The sequence below is a fragment of the Tritonibacter mobilis F1926 genome, from assembly GCF_000376545.2.
Classification (GTDB): domain Bacteria; phylum Pseudomonadota; class Alphaproteobacteria; order Rhodobacterales; family Rhodobacteraceae; genus Epibacterium; species Epibacterium mobile.
Genome location: NZ_CP015230.1, coordinates 2,422,320 through 2,444,573, shown reverse-complemented (window position 1 = coordinate 2,444,573; position 22,254 = coordinate 2,422,320). Strand labels below are relative to the sequence as shown.

At 60.5% G+C, this 22,254-nt stretch carries 10 protein-coding genes and 1 riboswitch; of the genes, 4 read left to right on the top strand and 6 right to left on the bottom strand.

Annotated features, from left to right (window positions below; translation table 11 throughout):
- Together K529_RS11480 and K529_RS11475 are read right to left on the bottom strand one after the other, a co-directional pair.
- Window positions 1-6,447, bottom strand: coding sequence for a type I polyketide synthase (locus K529_RS11480; RefSeq protein WP_046002102.1), 6,447 nt, complete (start codon window positions 6,445-6,447; stop codon window positions 1-3).
- Window positions 6,448-6,638: 191 nt separating this feature from the next.
- The gene (locus tag K529_RS11475) at window positions 6,639-8,105 is read right to left on the bottom strand and encodes a hypothetical protein (protein ID WP_005616756.1); all 1,467 of its coding nucleotides are present in this window, start codon (window positions 8,103-8,105) and stop codon (window positions 6,639-6,641) included.
- A 117-nt stretch (window positions 8,106-8,222) separates the two neighbouring features.
- Between K529_RS11475 and K529_RS11470 the strand changes: the two genes are divergently transcribed.
- Window positions 8,223-8,984 carry a WecB/TagA/CpsF family glycosyltransferase gene (locus K529_RS11470; protein WP_040641926.1) on the top strand — a complete coding sequence of 254 codons (762 nt, stop codon included), beginning with the start codon at window positions 8,223-8,225 and terminating at the stop codon, window positions 8,982-8,984.
- A gap of 15 nt (window positions 8,985-8,999) precedes the next feature.
- Here the strand turns inward: K529_RS11470 and K529_RS11465 are convergent, their stop codons facing one another.
- The 4 genes from K529_RS11465 to K529_RS11450 all read right to left on the bottom strand — a co-directional run bounded on the left by K529_RS11465 (window position 9,000) and on the right by K529_RS11450 (window position 17,084).
- On the bottom strand, window positions 9,000-9,983 hold the full coding sequence (locus tag K529_RS11465; protein WP_005616751.1) for a glycosyltransferase: 984 nt from the start codon (window positions 9,981-9,983) through the stop codon (window positions 9,000-9,002).
- Between the two features lie 102 nt (window positions 9,984-10,085).
- Window positions 10,086-14,093, bottom strand: a complete 4,008-nt coding sequence (locus K529_RS11460; RefSeq protein WP_005616748.1) for a translocation/assembly module TamB domain-containing protein — start codon at window positions 14,091-14,093, stop codon at window positions 10,086-10,088.
- Window positions 14,090-15,922: an autotransporter assembly complex protein TamA gene (locus K529_RS11455; RefSeq protein WP_005616746.1), complete on the bottom strand. Its 1,833-nt coding sequence runs from the start codon at window positions 15,920-15,922 to the stop codon at window positions 14,090-14,092. Before K529_RS11455 ends, K529_RS11460 begins: the two co-directional genes overlap by 4 nt.
- A gap of 172 nt (window positions 15,923-16,094) precedes the next feature.
- Window positions 16,095-17,084 (bottom strand): type I glyceraldehyde-3-phosphate dehydrogenase, encoded by a 990-nt coding sequence (locus tag K529_RS11450; protein ID WP_040641924.1) that lies wholly within the window; start codon window positions 17,082-17,084, stop codon window positions 16,095-16,097.
- Between the two features lie 159 nt (window positions 17,085-17,243).
- A riboswitch (glycine riboswitch) is annotated at window positions 17,244-17,348 on the top strand.
- A gap of 186 nt (window positions 17,349-17,534) precedes the next feature.
- Here K529_RS11450 and gcvT point away from each other — a divergent pair.
- The 3 genes from gcvT (at window position 17,535) to gcvP (ending at window position 22,039) form a co-directional block, all read left to right on the top strand.
- Window positions 17,535-18,659, top strand: coding sequence for a glycine cleavage system aminomethyltransferase GcvT (gene gcvT, locus K529_RS11445; RefSeq protein ID WP_046002101.1), 1,125 nt, complete (start codon window positions 17,535-17,537; stop codon window positions 18,657-18,659).
- Window positions 18,660-18,702: 43 nt separating this feature from the next.
- The gene (gene gcvH, locus K529_RS11440) at window positions 18,703-19,062 is read left to right on the top strand and encodes a glycine cleavage system protein GcvH (protein ID WP_005609533.1); all 360 of its coding nucleotides are present in this window, start codon (window positions 18,703-18,705) and stop codon (window positions 19,060-19,062) included.
- A gap of 127 nt (window positions 19,063-19,189) precedes the next feature.
- Window positions 19,190-22,039, top strand: a complete 2,850-nt coding sequence (gene gcvP, locus K529_RS11435; RefSeq protein WP_005609531.1) for an aminomethyl-transferring glycine dehydrogenase — start codon at window positions 19,190-19,192, stop codon at window positions 22,037-22,039.
- Window positions 22,040-22,254 lie beyond the last annotated feature (215 nt).

The following is a 22,254-nucleotide window of genomic DNA, read 5'->3' as shown; positions in this document are numbered from 1 at the left end:
TTACTCTGCCGCCTTTGCGACGCCGCGCGGGCTGGTGGTTTGGCGTGCATTCTTACCCAGTAGATCGCGGATTTCGTTCCCCAGCACGCTGACGTTGGGTACCAGAACCATACCGTCATGGTCACCGGGCACTTCGCGCACGATCAGTGACGGCGCAAAACGGGTCCAGTCGTTATCCGCGTAGACATATTCACGGTCTCGGCTGACCCATTGCCCAGCAGAGACTTTCCAATGCCGGTCCAGCACAGGCCGATAGAGTGTCACCGGACCCGTCCAGGGCTGAACCTCATATGTGGCCACCGCGCGCAGGAAGGCCAGTTCGATCTTGCGGTTGTTGAAGCCGGTGCTCTCGCCGGTTTCCGCCGGTCGGTCCTGGCGCTTGCGAATTTCCCAGGCAATGCGGTTGCGCAGCCATTCACCTAGGAAGCCCGGTCCTTTGCTGCGGATCTCAGCGAGCTTGATCAGCGCCTTATCAATGGGTTTGAGGTCGGGACGCACCGGCAGCGGCGTATCCAGCAGCACCAGCGCATCCACCGCCTCGCCCGAGGCCTTGAGCTGCTGCGCGATCTCATATGCAGTGATGCCGCCGCCAGAGAACCCACCGATGAGATAGGGCCCTTCGGGCTGCACCTGTCGCATCTCGGCGACATAGTCGCGGGCGGCGTCCTCGATCCGCTCGTGCGGCTCATCCGTGCCGATCAGGCCACGCGCCTGTAGCCCATAGACCGGACGATCCTCGCCAAGGATCTGGGCCAGATGCCGCAGGTTCAACACGTTGCCAAACATGCCCGCCACGATGAACATCGGTGCGGCTTGGCTGTCCTTGCCGGGGGCAAGGCGCACGAGGTGGCTGAAGCTTTGTGGTGTCGCCTCTTGGTCGTCTGCGTCGCCGCCCTGGGCCTCCAGCGGCCCAGTTTCAGCCTCAATCCGTGTCGCCAGCGCGGCGACTGTGGGGGCATCAAACAGCACGGACATTGGCAATTCGACTCCGAAGCTGCGTTTGATCTGCGCAAAGAGCCGCACGGCGATGAGGGAATGACCGCCCAGATCAAAGAAGCTGTCTTCTACCCCGATTTGCGACAATCCCAGCAGAGTGGCGAAATGACCAGCTAAGGCCTCTTCGGTTGCCGTGCGGGGCGCGACATAGTCGGTATCCAGATCGGGGCGGTCAAAGCTCTGCACTTCACCTTCGGGAGCTGTTTGCCCGCTGGTCTCGGCCTGCTGGCGCAAGGCGTCGAGGTCCAGCGAGGAGACAATCACCTGTGGCAGACTCGCAGCGAGCGCGCGTTCCAGCGCGATGCCGCCCTCGCTGGTGTGGATGCCATTCTCCAGATTGGCAAGCAGGCGACGCTCGTCCGGCGAAAGGGGCTGAGTCTCCGCATCCGAGGTCAGGCCAAGCGCGGCGGCTGTGGCGTCGGTGCGGGTGGGCAGAAGGTTGAAGCCGCCGCTCAGCTGCTGCATGCGGAAATGCGAGATTTCCACCAAAACAGTCCCTGCCGGGTCGGACAGGGTGATGTCAAACAGTACCGCGCCCTGCTCGGCCTGCCCGTCCACAAGCCGCACATGACTATATATGTCCTTGGTCAATGGGGCGAGCACCCGGATTGCGCCGTAGGAGACCGGCACCCAGAGCGTGCTGGGCTCGTACCCCGGCGCAAGTTCGATGGCCCAGCCGGTGGCGAGATCCAACAGCCCCGGATGCAACAACGCGCCGTCATTTTTTGCAACATCAGGCAAGGACAGTTGGGCGAGCCCTTCGTCCCGACCAAGCGCCACTGATTGCAGCACATGCCAGCGCGGACCAAACCGCAGGTTGGCCTCTTGCGGGGACCTGATGCGTCCGCCCGCGACATCTGCCTCTTGCGGCGTGCAGCGCGCGGAGATCGCACTCAGATCCAGAGGGGCGGCGGCACTGTGGTCCAGCGTCACCACCTCAGCCTGCGCGGTGCGTGCATATCCCTCTGTTGTTTCCGCGTGGATTTGCACCTCATAGCCTGCGGCACCGGGCGTCAGATGCATCACCGCCTCGCGCGGCATATTATCCTCAACCACAAATGGTTGCAGGAAATAGAGGTCGCGGATTTCGTAGGGCGCGGTGCTGCCGAGCGCATCCAGCCCTTCGGCAATCAGCTCGATATTGCCGGTGCCGGGGATCAGGGCGGTGCCATCGTGGGTGCGGTGATCGTCCAGCAGCCAGTCGCGGCGCGCGTCAAAACGGCTGCGGAATACCGGCGCGCCGGAGCGATCAAAGCCTTGTGTCTGCCAAAGCGCGGCCTCTGACGGCAGTGGTTCCGAGGGGGCAGCGCTGCCGCGCCGGGCGGCCATAGCGTCCGCTGCCATGCCGGCATCCGCCCAGATCCCCCAGTCGATGGCCATCACGCGGGTTTGCCCGCCCTGACGAGATTTCGCCCAAGCGTTGAGGTATTCGTTGGCGGCCACGTAATCCACCTGCCCGGCAGGGCGCGTCACGGTGGAGGAGGACGAGAACAGCACCATCAGGTCGAGCGAGCCATCCGGGAACACCTGATCCAGCACACGCAGGCCGTTCACTTTGGGCGCGAGCACCTCGGCGATCTGGCGATCTGTCTTGGCCAGAAGGGGGGCGTCGGCAATGTAGCCTGCACCGTGGAACAGGCCGGTGATGGGGCCGAATGCGGCGCGTGCCGCCTCTGCCGCGTTGCGCATGTCCTGGAGGTTGCAGACATCGGCGCTGAGCGTGAGCACTTCGCCGCGTCCGGTCGCCTCAAGTTTTTGAACAGCGCGAATGCGGGTTGCGATCCGGTCAGCCGGGCTGTGGCGGCGCAGGTAGCGGTCCCACTCGGTGCGCGGTGGCAGGGCGTCACGGGACAGGAGCGTGATGCGCGCTTCATACGACTGCATCAAGTGCTCCGCGATCGTCAGCCCTATGCCGCCATAGCCGCCGGTGATGAGGTAGTGCCCCCCCGTTTGCAGCGGCAGGTTGCCTGCCGTTGGTGCCGCGAGGGGCAAGGGGCGATAGTCAAGCTCCAGACGTTTTTCGCCACGCCAGGCGGCGGCGTGGTTGCCGGGTGCGGCCAGCAGCTCTTCGAGCAGGCGCGATGTGATTGCGGCGGGTTTGGTGCCGGATAGGAGGGCAGAAAGGCCAGCAGGGACTTGCGGCAGCTCAATGTCACAGGTCGCGACGGTGACACCGGGGATCTCGCGCGGGATCACACCCGCGGGGCCGGAGACCATTGCTTTTTCCGGATAGGGCAGGGGCTCCTCGCGCACCTGCGCAGCACCGGTGGTCAGCACGCTGAGATGTACCGGATGCGGCAACTCTGCCTGCGCCAGCGCTTGTCCCAAGGCGGTGAGCGACATCAGCCCCATCTCGATATTGCGATCAAAGAAGGAGGAGCCGGGGCGGTAATCCTCGGTGTCGGTGACCAGCCAGAAATGCGCGATCCGCTGCGGCAGAAGATCCGCCTCGGCCAGATCCGCCAGCAGGGCTTCGGTGCCGAACCGGCCTTCTTCCGGGGCCAGTTGATAGAGATCAGGCGCGAGCTGCGCATAGGTATCCCCCGCCCGCACGCGGGCCACCCGGTGACCAGCAGCAAGGAGTGCCTCGGCGCAGGCGGCAGCCTGTCCGGCGGTGTCCTCAAAGATCAACCAGGTTTGCGGCTCCAGCGTGAGTTCGTTTTCCACATCCAGCGTGCAATCGGCCAGACGAGGCCGCCAGACCGGGCGGTAGCCCCAATCGGCAATGTCCGCGTGCCGTGCAGGCAAAGCAACCTCGGGCGCCTGCACCGATTTTCCGGGTTCGATGAAATAGCGGCTACGCTGGAACGCGTAGGTGGGTAGGCTCAGACGGTTGCGGCGGGCATCGCCCCAGATCTGAGGCCAGTCTGCCTCGACCCCGCAGGCCCAGAGACGGCCGATGATGCCAAAGAAATAGGCATCATCCGCGACGTCCTGCTCCGGGTGGCGCAGAGAGCTGAGCACCTGACCGGACGCGACCTGTGGCGACATTTGTGCCAAGGCGCTGAGGGCCTTGCCGGGACCGACCTCCAGATAGACGCGGCCCTTGGTGGACGCGAGCGTTTCGATGCAATCGGCAAAACGCACGGTATTGCGCAGTTGTTCAACCCAGTAGTCGGCGCTGGTCGCCTGTTCCGGCGTCAGCGGCTGGCCGGTGCGGTTGGACATCACCGGCAGGTTTGGCGGTTGCAGATCGAGACGGCGCAGGAAATCGCCATAGGCTGCCAGAATTGGCTCCAGCATGCGGCTGTGGGCGGCGATGTCGATGGGGATACGCTGGAACTCCACATCGCGAGCGCGCAGCGTCTCGGCCAGCGCATCCAGGCGATCATCCGGGCCGGATACAGCGGTGAGTTCCGGCGCGTTGACGCTGGCGATGTCGAGATCCGTGCCCACAAGTGTCTCGACCTCAGAGAGCGGCAGCGAGATCGACAACATGCCGCCCGGCTCGACCGTGTCAAACAGCCGTCCCCGCAGTTGCACCAGGTCAATGCAATCCTCAAAACTCATGACACCGGCCAGACAGGCGGCAGTGTTTTCACCCATGGAATGGCCCACCATGGCGGCAGGCCGGACGCCCCAGCTGATCCAGAGCTGTGCCAGCGCATATTCCACAATCATAATGAGCGGCAATTGCACCGAGGGTTTCAGCAGGGCCGCATCGGCACTTGTCTCCTCGCCGGGGTCCGGCAACCACAGGGCACGGATGTCGAAATCGAGGCTCTTTTCCAGATGGTCCAGCCCCTGATCCATCCAGTCGGCGAAAACCGGCTCTGTTTCATAGAGATCGCGCGCCATGCCCGCAAATTGTGCCCCCCCGCCGGGGAACATAAACACGACCTCTGGATGCGCACCGAGATGGTCGTGGGTGAAGACCTCACGCGGGTTCGCGGCTTCCAGCATGTCGGCGGCCTCGGTCGCGGTTTCGGCCACCACCACGCGACGTTTGGCAAAACCGCGGCGACCTTCCTTGAGGGTGTAGGCCACATCCGCCAGGTCCACATCGGGGTTCGCGCGCAGGTAGGTCGCGATGTTCTGCGTGTTCGCCTCCAGCGCGGCCTTGGTCTGGCCGGAAATACAAAGCACCTGAAACGGGAAATCGCTTTCCTCGGAGGGCGCGCGCACCGGGGCCTCTTCGAGGATCGCATGGGCATTGGTGCCGCCGACGCCAAGGGCATTCACAGCGGCGCGCCGGGGTCCTTTGTGCGAAATCCACGGGCAGAGCGTATCGTTCACGCGGAAGGGCGAGGTTTCAAAATCAATGGTCGGATTGGGTTTTTCATACCCCAGCGAAGGCGGCAGCGATTTGCTTTCCAGCGCGAGGGCGGTTTTCACAAACCCCGCCACGCCGGCTGCCGTGTCCAGATGGCCGATGTTGGTTTTGACCGATCCGATCCGGCAATAGCCCTTTGCATCGGTGCCATCGCGGTAGGCATCGGTGAGGGCAGCAACCTCAATCGGGTCGCCGATATAGGTGCCGGTGCCGTGGCATTCGACGTAATCGATGGTTTCAGGGTTCACCCGCGCAGCCGTCAGCGCCTTGCGCACCGCTGCGGATTGCCCATCCACCGAAGGGGCCAGATATCCCGCCTTGGCCGCACCATCGTTGTTGATCGCAGAGCCTTTGATGACGGCCCAGATGTGGTCGCCATCGGCCACCGCATCGCCGAGACGCCGGAGCGCCACGGCCCCCGCACCAGATCCGAACACGGTGCCCTGAGCGCGGTGGTCAAAGGCGTGGCAATGGCCGTCGGGCGACAGGATCTCGTTTTCCTTGTAGAGGTAGCCGCGCCCCTGCGGCAGTTCGATCGTCACGCCACCGGCCAGTGCCATATCGCATTCGCCCTTGCGCAATGCCTCGGCGGCGTAGTGGATCGCCACCAGCGAGGTGGAGCAGGCGGTCTGCACGTTGATCGATGGTCCCTTGAGATCAAAGACATGGCTGACGCGCGTGGTCAGGAAATCCTTGTCGTTGCCGGTGTGGCGCAAGAGGAACATGCCCACGTCATCTACCAGATCCGGGTTCGAGCAGATGTTGAAATAAAAATAGCTGCCCATACCGCAGCCCGCATAGACTCCGACCTGGCCTTTCAGGCTTTCGGGTGTGTGACCGGCATCCTCCATCGCGCCCCATGCGACCTCAAGGAACTTGCGGTGTTGCGGGTCGAGGATCGCGGCCTCTTTGGGGGAAAACCCAAAGAACTCCGCATCAAACTCATCAAAGCCCTGCAGCCGGGCGGAAGAGGGCACGTAGTTGGGATCGCGCAAGGTCTCGGCGCGTTCGCCAGCAGCAAGCAGGCTGTCTTCGTCAACGACCTCGATCGACTCGATGCCATCGCGCAGATTGGTCCAATACTCGTGAATTGACGCCGCACCGGGTAAAGTGACAGACATACCGACCACTGCGATATCGTCGGGGCTGTGGTGATCGAGTTTTGTCATCTTATCCATCTATATCGCCCTGTCTCACGTTGCGTCGGCGGTCGTGCCCATAAGTGTGCGGCGCTCAATGATATTCGCTTAGGTAATGTGGCGGTTCTGCGTTGGCTTTTGTATGTATGAATTACGAAACATCTTGGGCAGCGCTGAGGTGTGATTGTGGTCAAACTGAGGATCTGCGCTGTGAATTAGTTGGCGCAGCGCTAGTCCATCACCGGATGAGAACGCTCTTTGCTCAGCGGCATATCGAGCGCTTGCCGACCTTCGAACAAAGCTTTGCGTGGCTCAAAATCCCGAGGGTAGAGCTGACGCTCCGCGTACCCCAGAATTGCCCCCGCACACATCCAAGTAATCGGGACCAGCGTGTCGTTTAGCAACATGTCGATCATTGTTGCGCCCAATATGAGCGATATACAAGAAACATAAGGAGAAATTTCCCCCTCTGGCATCCTGCGCAGTGCCAAGTATAGCAACGCAAGCGTGCCTGCCAACAGCCCCATCTCAGCAAGGTAGCCAACCCATCCAAAACTGCCGAAGGTGATAATCCAACGCCCATCAGGGATGGACAGGATACGACCATCTTGTGGATCCCGGATCAGGTTTCTACCCCAAGCCCCCCAGCCGAAAACTGGTTTTTCGGCGGCGCGTTCTAACAATACCTCCTCATTGTCAAATCGGTAGCCCAGCGATTGTGCCCGCTCCGGGCTGAAATCCTCCACTTGTGTCAGAATCGCGTCGAGCGGAATGACATGCGCGTTTCGTAGCATCGGGTAGACGCAGCCGATCAACGCAATAACCAAGGCCAATTTAACCTGCAAACGGTAGGAGGCCAGCGCGACGATTGGTGTAAAAGCCAACCCATAAGAGAGCGACGCCATGCTTTTGCATAGGACCAGCATGCCGAAGAGATAAAACGCCGCAAGGCACAAGCGGATGCGGTTGTTCTCTTTTGCGACGCGGGCCAGAGATACTGCTGCGATCATGGCGCTGAACATAAAGAGCGCAAGCCATAGCGCATGCGGCAGGAACACAATGGGCCGATAGCCCCCTTGGCGGATCATCTGGGCGAAGTCGTGTTGGAAAAAGCCGTAGATCCAGACGTTCATCTGCGGGCTGAGACGGATTTCGATGAGCGAAGGGATGGAGTAAAACAGACCCGCAATACAGAACGCCAGCAGCAAATCCCGATGAGCGTCAGGCGTGGAAAGATGCCGGCGTGCGATGACGAACGGTATTAAAACAATAACTTGCCCGATCACCACTGAGCCCATATCGCGCCAACGCAAACCGGGAAGTTCGGAGTGATAGAAGATGATCGGTGCGGCGTTTGGGACGGTCTCGAACAAGACACGGTCTGTATTTGTAAGGACCGTCGGGATCGCGCTGAGGACGAAGATGATCATCAAAATGCGCAGGATCAACGGACGTGGCAGGATCGGAACAGGAACCTTTGCCACAAAGAGACATCCGACCAAGGCCATGATGGAACTGATCGAGAATTTGTCGAGATCGGGCACCAGTGGCAGATCGAATGCGGCCACCGGAGGCAGGATCAGATACCCTCCGATGAGGCAGAGCAAGATCGCACGCTGCAAGGGCAGCCGCTGAAAGAACACCAGCGCCGCCACCGGCCACACCAGCAACATCAAGTTCGCAATCGCGTTAGGCACCAGAGCTCGCCTCACTTCGACCCAAATTCACTACTACGGTATACGCAAGAACTGGCACAAGCCCTTAGGGCAGCGGTAATAAAATCAGGCACATTAGTGATCTGGATCGAGAGCAAGATGAAATTCGCATTTGAAAATCAAGAAATTGAAGTGAACGTGCCGGACGCCGACCAACTGAAGAAGCTGATCAAGGATCGGTTTGATCGCAAGGAAGGTTTTGGCTTGGCGACAGTCAATCTGGACCATCTTGTCAAACTTGCGCGTGATCAGCAGTTTCTGAGGGCCTACCAGAGTCAGGATTTTATCGTCGCCGATGGGCGCCCCATCGTGTGGCTGTCTCGTTTGGCGGATCGCCCGGTCGAACTCGTACCGGGATCTGACTTGGTTATACCATTGTGCAAACTTGCGGCAAACGCGGGGGTCAAAGTCGCTCTTGTGGGGTCAACCGACCCAATTTTGAAGCAGGTGCAATCCGCGCTGATGCAAAAGGTGCCCGGTCTCAATGTGGCCTATGTGCGGGCGCCGAGTTATGGGTTTGACCCGCATGGCGAAGAGGCTCGCGACATCCTGAAGGAACTTGCCACGCAAGAGATCAGCCTGTGTTTTCTGGCGCTGGGCGCGCCAAAACAAGAGCGGTTTTCTGAACTTGGCCGCAGCCTTGCACCTCAGACCGGGTTTGCATCCATCGGCGCGGGTCTGGATTTTATTGTTGGGGCACAGCGGCGTGCGCCACGATGGATGCGCAAATTAGCGCTGGAGTGGCTATGGCGCATGCTGTCCAATCCTATGCGACTCTTGCCCAGATATATGCAGTGCTTTGCCATCCTGCCGCGGCAGATTGCGCAGGCCTTGCGTTTACGCGCGGCTTCCAAGCCCTGAGAGGTTTGGCACAGATTATTTATACTCAATTAAAGTGCGTTGATTGCCGCGCAGCCGATTGATGTGGAACTCCAACACTCCCAAGGCTTCGGCGCATTTTCCAACAATGGAATAAAACGCTGCCGTGCCCCCCATACGCCGGGACAGGCGCAAGAACTGGAGTGGGTACAAAAGAGCGATTAACCCGGCAAACATTGGCGCTGCCAATAGGGCTGCGGCGATCATCAGGGGCAACACAGCCCCCCAAAGAAGCGCGCGTCTTGTTTCCTTGACCCAATGGCGTTCTGGTGGAGCGCCATGCAAGAAAGCGCCTTCCGCAAATGCGTGACCCGCGCGTCTGGTGCGCTTCCACCACTGTGAAAAATGTAACATTTGCGCGTCATGCAGGGTCATTTCCAGATCCAGACGCCAGATCTTCCATCCGGCTTGGCGCAAGCGCACACAGAGTTCTGGCTCTTCACCTGCAATAAGCGTTTCGCGATAGCCGCCTGCATCCTGTAGTGGCCCGCACCGCATCAAGGCGTCACCTCCACAAGCGCGTGCCTCGCCGATTGGGGTGTCCCACTCCTGATCGCAGAGCCTGTTGTAAACACTTTCCTCCGGTGCACGCTCGCGTCTGCGCCCGCAAACGATCGCAACATCGGGGTGATGCGCGAGGAAAGCTGCCGCTTGCGGCAACCATTCGCCCGCCAGCACACAATCCCCATCGACGAATTGCACCAGCCTGCCTTCGGTGGTCGCTCCCAGATGTGCAAGCCCTGCGTTGCGTGCCCGCGCTGCTGTGAAGGGACGCGACATGTCCAACTCCACAACCTCAGCACCGCGCGCCTGCGCAGCGGCGACCGAACCATCAGTCGATCCGCTATCAACATAAATGATCCTGTGAACCTGCCCCTTGAGACTGTCGAGACAAGCCAGAAGGCGCGCGCCCTCATTGCGCCCGATGACAATGGCATCAATGGGTAAGAGGGCAGGCATCTTTGCGGGGGTTGCGGTCATGAGCCAGACAATGCGTTGAAAATACCGCCCAATCCTATGCAAGCACCAGCAAAGCGCAAGATGCGCAATGGGTTGGCGGTGCAGGATTGGGGTCAGCCCCCTTTAATAATCCCGTTTGAAGAACACCCCAAGCCCGGTTTCACCTTCGCTATCGGCCTTGCCTGTCACGGTGAGTGACTTGGTGAGGTCAAGGTTGATCGACAACTCGCTGTTACCCTCTGCGCTCACATTCACATCGGTATAGATGTTATCTGCAAGATACCCACCCAGACCAAGCTGGCCAACGCCGAGGTTGTCGACGCCGATATCGACGTTGTCTGCTCCGGTGCTGTTGCGCAGCGCCTTATTCGCGCCGCCACCTCGGCCACTCAATGTGAGCGCTGAGCTGGCCAGACGGGCCAGCGCCAGAGGCGAGATGTCCTGAATGTTGTCACCAAACAGCAGCAGGGCCAGCGCTTCTTCGCTGGGGCGCGGCGGCTCTGATGTGACCTCGATCTGCGGGCTGTCAACCTGACCGGAGATCGAGAGCGTTGCGGTGCCTTGTTCCGTATTGGCGCTGGATACAAACTCCAGATAGGGCTTCAGATCACCCAGCAAGGTGATGCGACCTTCATCAAGGTTCAATCGGCGTCCAAGAATATCAAAAGTACCCCGGATCAGGCCGATTTGCCCGGAAGGTGCCAGATTAGAGGTGGTCCCGCGCAGGGTGATCGCACCGCCCAATTCCGCGTTGAGGCCACGGCCTCTGGCAAAAATCTTGTTTGGTGCATTGATCAACACGTCGAGGGCAATATTGCTGTTGCCTCCTGAACCACCTGACCCTGTCTCAATCAGGCCAGCGCGGGATCTGGTGGCGATTTGCGCGCGGGACTGGCCCTTATGACGAATGGGCGGGATGGGGGCGGCCGAAACGGCACCACCGGCGGTGTTGAGGTTAAAGCTCGTCTCGCCCACATCAATACGACCCGTGAGGCTACTGTTTCCCGCAAGTGGCCCCGACAGGCGCAGCTGCCCCCCAAGCGAGGTGTCATAGGAAAGGTTATCGGTCAGAACCACGTCGGATAGTGAAATGCGCAAGTCGCCCGAATAGGGCGCGTTAAGAGATACGGGACCATTAACCTCCACGCGACCGCCATCGCGGGGGCGGGCGGAGAGCGCGAGAGAGGCGGAGCCGTTGTTCAGCGCGATGCGGGTAGAAATGCCATCAATGGCCTGTGCGGCCTGTGGCAGAACCAGTTGTGCATTGGATGTCGTCACTGTGCCGCTGAGTGAATTGAGCTGTGCCGGGCCGCGCAAGGTTAGATCGAACCGCGCAAGTCCCTTGATCAGATTAGGTTTCAAAAAGGCGTTGGCGCCTTCCAGCCGCAGCGAACCTTTGGCGGTGATATCTGCAATGGACTGGGTCTCATCCCATGTGCCGGCAACGCGAGAGTCGATCCCAAGCGGACCGTCAGCGGTGCTCTCGATCGTCCATACCCCATCGGTGCGGCTGGCGTCCCCTTTGGCAGTGAGGACCCCGTCCAGCCCCGGTACAATTTGTTGCAGTTGCCGTACCACAGCGTCGTAATTCACGCGGGCAGAGCCGTCAGCTTCATCGAACTGGCCGTCCACCTTGGCAGAGGCACCCGCTGGGCCGGTGATTTCACCACCGCCCTTCCATTCTCCTGCGCGCCGGGTCGCAGAGATATCGGCTGAGGCTTGGCCGGGTAGGGTGGGCGCATAGGCGCGCACATCCGCCACCTCAGCTTTTAGGTCGAGATCAACATCGCCAGAGCTTTCCGTAAAAGCACCATCAAACCGCGCGGTGGTTTCACCGGGGGCGGTCACATCGCCTTCTGCCTGCCATTGCCCATCGCGTCGGGTTGCGGTCAGTTTTGCTGTCGCTTCGCCTTTGATTGAGGGGGCAAATTGTTCGACCCGTGCGATCAAAGTTGAAAGATCAAGATCAACTGCACCGTCTGTTTCGCTAAAGCCGCCTTTGATGCGTGCGCGTGCGCCGCCGGTTGCGCTCACATAGGCTTGTCCTGTCCATTGTGCCTCACGTCGGCTTGCGGTGCCTTCGGCAATCAGTGGCGCTCCGGCCAGTTGTGGCGCAAAGGCCTCTGGCGCGCCGACAAAAGCCTCAAAGCCAAAGTCAGCCGCCCCGGCGAGGGTAAAGCTGCCGTCCAGATCCATCGAAGTTTTGCGCGGCCCGCGCAATTCCACGGTGCCATCAAGACGGTCTCCGGTGCGGTCGAAATTCGCGGCCAGTGTCAGTGGACCGGGAAGTTCCGCTACAAAGCGTTCGAGTTTGGCGAGCTTGGCATCCAGACGCAGCGCGCCTTCGCCACTGTCCAGCGTCCCTTGCCCGTTGGCAGTTACTTCGGCGGTTTTTAAATCGAACTGGTCAATGCGCAGCCCTGCGGTATCACGTGCGGCGACCAGCTTTAGCGTGCTATCGCCCACCAAAAGCGGGTCCACATCCGCGATGCCAGTGCCAAGATCCTGTCCGAGCAGTGACAGATCCACACCAAATGCCCCACTGAGCGGCTGGTAATGCCCAGTGACATCTGCGGTGGCCGCACCCGACAGATCAAGCCCGGCAATGTCGGAGAAGCGGGTCAGGTTTTCCGCCTCAAGCGCCAGTTCGGTTGCGATACGTACGTCGCCCTCGACGCCGTTAAATCTCAGTTCTCCACGTGCGGCATATGTATCGCCTTGCAGGTCGAGGTCACGGATCAGGAAATCCGCACCATCTTCGGTGGTTAGACGCGCACTCAGCGTCAGATCGCTGCCTGTTGCTGCCGCAAGGGCTGGATCTGCAAGAACAAATCCATTGAGACGGGCATCAAGGGCACCATCCAGCGCGAATCCTGCGCTTTGGTCCAATTCGCCCGCAGCGCTGATGACAGCGCGTTTGATGCTCATGTCTGGGGTGCGCAGGCTGTCGAGTTCTGCGTTGATCGTCCAGTTTTCGCCTTCGGGCTTTTTCAAATCCATGGTGACGGCAGCAACGGTGGTGTCTGCGCCCGAAACCGGCAGGATCACAGCGGCTTGACCCTGCGGTGGCGTGATGGCGGCCTTGAGGTTGGCGGTCTGCAAGTTGCCACCCTCAAGCAACAGCGCCCCGGTCATTTGCAATGCGCGGGTGCGCAGAACAAGATTGTCCAGTTCAACGCCACCGGAGGCCAAGGTGCGCCCTTTCATATTGGCGCGCAGGCCGGGGCCAAAGAAGGGGCGATAATCCGGTGGCAGGAGCGGGTCGATATTGCCGCCCAGATCAGCGGCGAATGCCAGTCCTGCCTGCGCGCCACCCGCCACATCCGCAAGCCCCGCGAGACTGACGGTGCCGGTGATCCGGTCGTTACCATTGGTGGCAAAACCGATGTCTGCGGTGAAATCGGCCAGTGGCCCTTCGCCCTTTACCGCCAGGCTCAGATCCGGACGGCCGGGAAGGTCCATGACGGTCGACAACAGCCCGCCAGATGCCTCGTTCAGGGCGAGATCAAGTGCCAGTTGCTCCGTCGAGTTCGCGAATGAGGCCTTCAGCGTCAATGCATCGCCGCGCCGGTCCAGCCGCGCGACGCGCAGGTTGGTATCCAATGCACCATCAGCGAGTGTCAGCGCGCCATTGACGGATAGGGCCGCTTCTTGCCCGGCAAGTTCCTCGCCCAGCAGGATTTCATTGGCTGCGATTTCGCCAATCTCCAGCGCTACGGGTAATTCAGGCAGTGAAAAGGGCGTGGCTTCTGGTGTGGGCAGGTCCGGGTCGGCAGGCAGCGATTTGGGGCTGCGCTCGACGATGATACGATCCGCCTTGAGGTGGTTCACAGAGAAACGACCGCGCACCAATGCCAGACGGTTCCAATCCAGTTCGGCCCCTTCCACTGTTAACCAGACGCCGTCCTCGTCGGACACTGTCAGTTTGGCGATCTTGGCTTGTGAGGAAAATGCGCCCTCCAGCCCCTGAACGCTAATGGCGCGGCTATTGCCAGAAAGCGTATCCTCCAAGAACGAGACCAGAAGGCCACCGGACTCGGAGGCGTCCTGCGCCATCAGGGACACCGGTGTCAGCGCGGTACTGGCGGTCAGGCCGCCGATGACAATGAGGCTGCGGAACTTATGTTTCAAAACGCCTGTCCTATGCCAATGTAAAACTGCAAGCCGTCGTCAGTGTCGCCGGAGACGGGCATTGCGAGATCCAGTCGGATGGGGCCAATTCCGGTCACATCGTAGCGCAGGCCGATCCCGGCACCCGCATGATATTCGCTGTCGCCACTGATAAAGCTGTTCTGGTCTACAAAACCAACATCATAAAAGCCCACCAGCGAGATACTGTCAGTGATACGCCCGCGCACCTCGCCGGAAAGGGCGAGGTAGGACCGCCCGCCAGCGGTGCCACCGGGGGTGTCGATGCCAAGCGACTGATATTCTTGCCCACGTACGGACCCGGCCCCGCCCGAAAAATAGAGGAAGGTTGGCGATACATCACTGGGGTCGGGACCAATAACGGATCCCAGTTGCACCCGCCCCGCAAGCACCACGCGATCAGAACTGCCAAGCGCCTTATAGCCACGCGCGTCGATATTGATCTGCACACCCGGATCGCCACCGGAAATCCCGACAAAGGGGACGATTTCCCCGTCCAGATAATACCCGGAAGTCGGGTTGGTCTTGATGTCGCGCTTGTCTTTTTCGCCCCGCAGACGCGCAGCGAGGTATTTAAACTCGCGGTTATTGCCATAGGCGTCATCTGCTTTCACATATCGCACCCCCAGAGCGCCTTCGACGAAGGTTGTATCTGAGACCGTGCGCCGCACCCCGATGGCTGCGGTTGCGCTGCGGGCCGAATAATGCTCCTCACGCAGTTGTTCGAGTGCGCCGACATAAAACAGGGTTCGGTCTGTCCCAAGAGCGGCGGGGCGATCAAGGCGAGCAGTGATGCTGCTGTCGATGTCGCTGGTGCCAATACCGCTGACCGACAGATCGATTTTCAAACGTTCCGCAGCCCCAAACAGGTTTCGGTGCATCCAACTGGTGCTCAGTTCCATCGCTTCGGAGGAGGAAATCTCCACCCCAAAGGTGAAACGACGTTTGGGCAGATCTTCTACTTCGGCGATGAAATCGAGCGACCCATCTGGGTTCGGGGTTTCGGCCTGTCGTAGCGCAACGGTTGAAAACGCTCCGGTGCGACGCAGGCGATTGGCCGCTTTGGCAACGAGGTCAGGGTGATACGTGTGCCCGGTTGCAAAACCTGCAATGCGTTGCATGGCCTCACGTCGCACGTCAGACTCGCCCTTTATCCTGAGCTTGCCCAAGCGCAGTTGCGGTCCCGGTGCGATCCGGAGTTCTGCGTCCAGCCGGTGTTTGACGGCATCTGCGGTGATCGACTGGCTGGCCAGTTCAGCCTTGGCGTGGCCCGCACGATCCCATGCGCTCAGGCCTGCGGTGGCGGCTTCCTGAATAGCGCCGGTGCTGGCCGGTTGTCCGGGTGCAAAATTTTCAGGCAAGGTGGCCTTAGCGCCCGTCGGCAAAGGGGCAACCTCCGCGCGGCCAAACACAAATGCAGGCCCCGGATCGACGGTGATGGCGATATTTTTGATGGCCTTGGGCGGGTTGAGCAGGTTGATTGCTGCGGCCTCGCGACCGTCAATTCGGATGTTCACCACCGGTGCAAAATACCCGGCATCATAGAGCACCTGCACCAACGTGCGATAATCAGACAGAGAGGCGGCGATGACTTCTTGAATTTCCGAGTTGTTGCCAAGTCCCAGTGCCGCGCTGGACGCACGCAACCGGTCGGTGAGGTCCTCAGTCGCTTTGGGTGCGGTGAGATTTGCCTCAAGCGCAATCAACGGGGTCGTATGCAATGCTGCGCTAAAGCCGATTGCCAGTGAAAGAGGACGCAGGGCGCGACACAGGGTCAATGCGGTCCGGCGCGAATGGCGAAAGCTGATCATGAAGTCTCCGGCAGCGGGCAATCGTATGAACTGTTGGGCCGCGGTTGGCTAAAACCGGCGCACGGCATGTGCGTTTGACGCTACACGCTTGACCTGCGCCGTAAAACCTCCGCCCGCAGAATGGTTCTACGTGAGGTTGCGATGTGGGCCTGTGGTGGCGGAAATTTGCCGATTACGCGCCTGAGTGCATGGCGCGTGCCACATCTAGCATACGGGCCGAAAAACCCCACTCGTTGTCGTACCAGCCAAAAATCCGCAATTGTTGGCCACCGACCATGCGGGCCTCTGGTGCGGCGATGATCAGCGACTCTGGACGCGCGCGCAGATCGGATGAGACCAGAGGTTGTTCGGTCCAGCCGAGAATGGGGGAATGCGCGGCGGCGTCTTTGAGCGCAGCCAGCAAGCGCGCCTCTTCCCAGTCGCTCCGAAGGGAGGCCACCAGATCCACCGCAGAGACACTTGCAGTAGGAACCCGCACAGCCGCGCCCGAAATGCGCCCGGCCAGATGGGGCAGGACAACATCGATCAGATGCATGGCAGAGGTTGTGGTGGGCACCATGGACTGCGCGCCACCACGCGATCTGGCGAAATCACCGCGCGGGGTGTCCACCATGGGTTGGGAGTTGGTATAGCAATGGATCGTCGTCATGTGACCTGTTTCGATCCCCGCGACCTCATCGACCAGTTGCACGAGGCCAGCCACCGCATTGGTGGTGCAGGACGCATTCGATACGATCTGCGCACCGGTGAGCGCATCATCATTCACACCATAGACCACAGTGACCTCTGCCGCAGGGGAAGGCCCTGAAATCAGGACTTTGCTCGCTCCGGCTGTCAGACCACGTTCTGCCAGATCCGTGGTGCGCGCGATGCCAGTACATTCCATCAGGAGATCAACGCCAGAGAGGTCCAGATTGGTCACATTGGCTTGCTGATGGAGCGGGATACGCCTGCCGTCAACACAGAGCGCACCGTCTTCCAGCGAGACTTCGCCGGGGTAGGGGCCAAATGTACTGTCGTATTGAAACAGATAGGCGCACATCTCAGGGTCGGTGATGTCGTTGATGCAAGCCACCTCAATCCCGGAGCCACGTGGGCTGGTCAGGATCTGACGTAAGATCGTGCGGCCAATACGGCCGAATCCGTTGATCGCTATCTTCATGCGCAAAGCTATGGCAGCGCTTTTTGCGTCCGGCAATCCACCCGCACAATAATGCTTGTCGCTTGATACAATTGCCTTGATGGCAAAATAGGTAACCATTTGCGACAGGATGGGGACCGATTCCGTCTTGCGTCAGATGCAGCCCACTGGTAGCGTCCGCCGCAGTACATGGGAGAACCGATCCAGGGCCGTTCGCCAAGGAATTCGGTGCCGAAGGAGCAACCGCCCCGGAAACTCTCAGGCCAAAAGGACCGTGTGCGCGTAACTACTCTGGAGAGGGCCCGGCCAGACCGGGACGCCGAAGGGATAACGATCTCAGGCGAAGGGACAGAGGGGGCATCAAAGCGTGCAGGCGGAGCCTGTGCAAAACCTTGGATGCCGGATGCCAAACGACGCGTTGACATGTTGTGATTTGACCGCACCGGCCGCAGACGCGGAAGGCAGGCCGAAATGTCGGATCTGAAGACCACCCCCCTTACTGAATTGCACGAAAGCCTCGGGGCCAAGATGGTGCCCTTTGCAGGCTATTCCATGCCCGTGCAATATCCACTGGGGATCATGAAGGAACATACCCATACGCGCGAAAAGGCCGGGCTTTTTGATGTCAGCCATATGGGGCAGGTGATCCTGCGCGGTGAGAGCTATGAGGCCGTCGCAAACGCTTTTGAAAAACTGGTGCCGATGGATGTGCTGGGGCTTTCTGGGGGCCGTCAGCGCTATGGTCTGTTCACCAATGATGCGGGCGGTATCGAGGATGACCTGATGTTTGCCAACCGTGGCGACCATCTGTTTGTGGTCGTGAACGCCGCCTGCAAAGACGCCGACATCGCCCGTATGAAAGCCGCGCTGGAACCTGAAATCAGCGTCGAGCCGGTTACCGACCGCGCGCTTGTGGCCCTGCAAGGCCCGGCTGCCGAGGCGGCCCTGGAGGCGCTGGTTCCCGGTGTTGCGGCGATGAAATTCATGGATGTGGCGACATTTGACTATGCGGGGGCCGAGCTGTGGATCTCGCGGTCCGGCTACACCGGCGAAGACGGCTATGAAATCTCCGTACCTGAGGCGGTGGCGGCGCAGTTTGCCAGCGCGCTGCTGGAACAGCCCGATGTTGAGGCGATCGGCCTTGGTGCGCGGGACTCGCTGCGGCTTGAGGGCGGTCTTTGCCTATATGGTCACGACATCGACACCGAAACGCGCCCGTTTGAGGCCGCGCTTGGCTGGGCCATCCAGAAGGTGCGTCGCCCGGGTGGCGACCGCGCGGGCGGCTTTCCCGGTGCGGATGCGGTCTTTGGCGATCTCGGCGGGAATGCTCCGCGCAAGCGTGTGGGCCTGAAGCCCGAAGGTCGCGCGCCGATGCGCGAAGGCGTTGTGCTTTATGCTGCTGCCGAAGGTGGCGCGCCGATCGGCACCATAACCTCTGGTGGCTTTGGTCCAACCGTGGGCGGCCCTGTCGCTATGGGCTATGTCACGGCAGAGCACGCAGCCCTAGAGACCCAGATATTCGGTGAACTGCGCGGCAAGCGCGTGCCGATCACCGTCGCAAAACTGCCCTTTGTGGCAGCCAACTTTAAACGCTGAACACCCGTCCCCGAAAAGAACGGCCAACACAGGAAGAGAACCCATGAAATATACCGAAGAACACGAATGGCTGCAGGTCGAAGGCGAGATCGTGACCGTTGGCATCACCGCGCACGCGGCAGAGCAACTGGGCGATGTGGTCTTTGTTGAACTGCCCGAAGTCGGCAGCGAAGTCTCCAAAGACGATGAGATCGTGGTGATCGAATCCGTCAAAGCCGCCTCCGACATTCTTGCGCCTCTGGACGGTGAAGTTGTCGAAGTGAACGAGGCCATCGTGGACGCGCCCTCCAAGGTCAATGACGACCCGGAAGGCGAGGCGTGGTTCTTCAAGCTCAAGGTTTCCGACATGTCGCCGATGGACGACTACATGGATGAGGCCGGCTACAAAGACTTCATCGGCTGATGTTTCCGGGCCCGCCGCCAACTGGTGCGGGCCCGTCCTTTACCTGCGAGGGCATCACCGGGCGCGCCCGACCTGTTGTTGCATGCCTTTAATTCCGAGATCTGACAGACCCTGAAGGAGGCAAAAGATGCCTTTCGAACCGACAGATTACCTTCCTTATGATTTTGCCAACCGGCGCCATATCGGCCCCTCGCCCGAAGAAATGGCCGAGATGCTCAAGGTGGTTGGTGCCGACAGCCTTGATGCGCTGATCGACGAGACCGTGCCGAAATCCATCCGCCAGAAAGCGGCGCTGGACTTTGGTCGCCCGATGTCCGAGCGTGAGTTGCTGTTTCACATGCGTGAGGTCGCAGGCAAGAACAAGATGATGACCTCGCTGATCGGTCAGGGCTACCACGGCACCGTGACCCCGCCTGCGATCCAGCGCAACATTCTGGAAAATCCTGCGTGGTACACGGCCTATACGCCCTACCAGCCCGAGATCTCGCAGGGTCGCCTTGAGGCACTGTTGAACTTCCAGACGATGATTTCGGATCTCACCGGTCTGGAGATTGCCAACGCATCACTGCTGGACGAGGCCACCGCCTGCGCCGAAGCGATGACCATGGCGGAGCGCGTGTCCAAGTCGAAGGCAAAGGCCTTCTTTGTGGACCGCGACTGCCACCCGCAGAACATCGCGGTGGTAAAAACCCGCGCTGAACCGCTGGGGATCGAGGTCATCGTCGGCAACCCCGACAAGATGGACCCCGAAGCGGTCTTTGGTGCGCTGTTCCAGTATCCGGGCACCTATGGCCACGTGCGTGACTTCACCGATCACATCGCCAAGCTGCATGAACACAAGGGCATCGCCGTTGTTTCGGCTGACCCGATGTCGCTGACTCTGTTGAAAGAGCCGGGCGCGATGGGTGCGGATATTGCAGTTGGCTCCACCCAACGCTTTGGCGTGCCGGTGGGCGCAGGTGGTCCGCATGCGGCCTATATGGCGACCAAGGACGCCTACAAGCGCAACATGCCGGGCCGCATCGTCGGCGTGTCTGTCGACGCACATGGCAACAAAGCCTATCGTCTGTCGCTTCAGACCCGCGAACAGCATATTCGCCGCGAAAAGGCGACCTCCAACGTTTGTACCGCGCAGGCGCTGCTGGCGGTGATGGCGTCGATGTATGCAGTTTTCCACGGCCCAAAAGGTCTGCAGGCAATCGCTCAACGCATTCATCGCAAGGCCGTGCGTCTGGCCAAAGGTCTTGAAGAGGCCGGCTTCAAAGTCGACCCACAGGCGTTCTTTGACACCATCACCGTGGATGTCGGCCCGCTGCAGGCGGCGGTGATGAAATCCGCCGTTGATGAGGGCATCAACCTGCGTCGCGTGGGTGAAACCCGTGTGGGGATCTCTGTCGATGAGACCACGCGCCCCGAGACCATCGAGGCGGTCTGGCGCGCCTTTGGTATCCTGCGTGCGGATGATGATTTCAGCCCCGAGTACCGCGTGCCTGAGAACATGCACCGCAAGACGGAATATCTGACGCATCCGATCTTCCACATGAACCGGGCCGAGACCGAGATGATGCGCTATATGCGTCGCCTCGCGGACCGCGATCTGGCGCTGGACCGTGCGATGATCCCGCTTGGGTCTTGCACCATGAAGCTGAACGCGGCCGCAGAGATGATGCCGCTGAGCTGGCCGGAATTTTCGACCATCCATCCCTTTGCACCTGCCGATCAGCAGGAAGGCTATGGGGAGCTGGTCACCGATCTGTCCTCCAAGCTCTGCGATATCACCGGCTATGATGCGATCTCCATGCAGCCGAACTCCGGCGCGCAGGGGGAATATGCGGGCCTGCTGACCATCGCCGCCTACCACAAGGCGCGGGGTGAGGGGCATCGCAACATCTGTCTGATCCCGATGAGCGCCCATGGCACCAACCCGGCGTCGGCGCAGATGGTGGGCTGGAAAGTGGTTCCGGTAAAGTCCGACGAGAAGGGCGATATCGACCTTGAGGATTTCCGCGCCAAGGCAGAAAAACATGCCGAGCACCTTGCGGGCTGCATGATCACCTATCCCTCGACCCATGGTGTGTTCGAGGAAACCGTGCATGAGGTTTGCAAGATCACCCATGACTCCGGCGGTCAGGTCTATATCGATGGTGCCAACATGAACGCCATGGTGGGCCTCAGCCGTCCGGGCGATCTGGGCGGTGACGTGAGTCACCTGAACCTGCACAAGACCTTTGCCATCCCGCACGGCGGCGGCGGCCCCGGCATGGGACCGATCGGGGTGAAATCGCACCTGATCGAGCATCTTCCGGGCCATCCGGAAACCGGCGGTGTTGAGGGACCGGTTTCGGCGGCTCCGCTGGGGTCGGCCTCGATCCTGACCATCTCCTGGGCCTATTGCCTGATGATGGGCGGCGCGGGTCTGACGCAGGCGACCAAGGTGGCGATCCTGTCGGCGAACTACCTCGCGAAGCGGCTCGAAGGGGCCTATGACGTCCTCTATAAGGGGCCGACCGGCCGGGTTGCGCATGAGTGCATTCTGGACACCCGTCCCTTTGCCGACAGTGCGGATGTGACCGTTGACGATGTGGCCAAGCGCCTGATGGACAGCGGTTTCCATGCGCCGACCATGAGCTGGCCGGTTGCGGGCACGTTGATGGTGGAGCCGACGGAATCGGAAACCAAAGCTGAGCTGGACCGTTTCATTGAGGCGATGCTGTCGATCCGGGATGAGATCAAGGCCGTCGAAGCAGGCGAGATGCCGCGCGAAAACAACGCGCTGAAGAACGCCCCGCACACGATGGAAGATCTGGTGAAAGACTGGGATCGCCCCTATTCGCGCGAACAGGGCTGCTTCCCTCCGGGGGCCTTCCGCGTCGACAAATACTGGCCGCCGGTCAACCGCGTCGACAATGTCTACGGCGACCGCCATCTGGTATGCACCTGCCCGCCGATGGACGATTACGCCGAAGCGGCAGAGTAACACCCGCACCACATAGCGGTCTGTGATCGCTCCCGCAAAGCCCTCCCCTCCGGGAGGGCTTTGTTCGTCTGCAGCCACGCCATGCGTCCATCCTATGGGAGAGGTAAGCACGACCTTCGCAGCGGTGAGCTATCCTCCTGCGCGTGCCGGAGACCACGCTATTTCAGTGACCGCGTTGAAAATTTTCTTAAAATGCAATGAACATAATTTGTGCG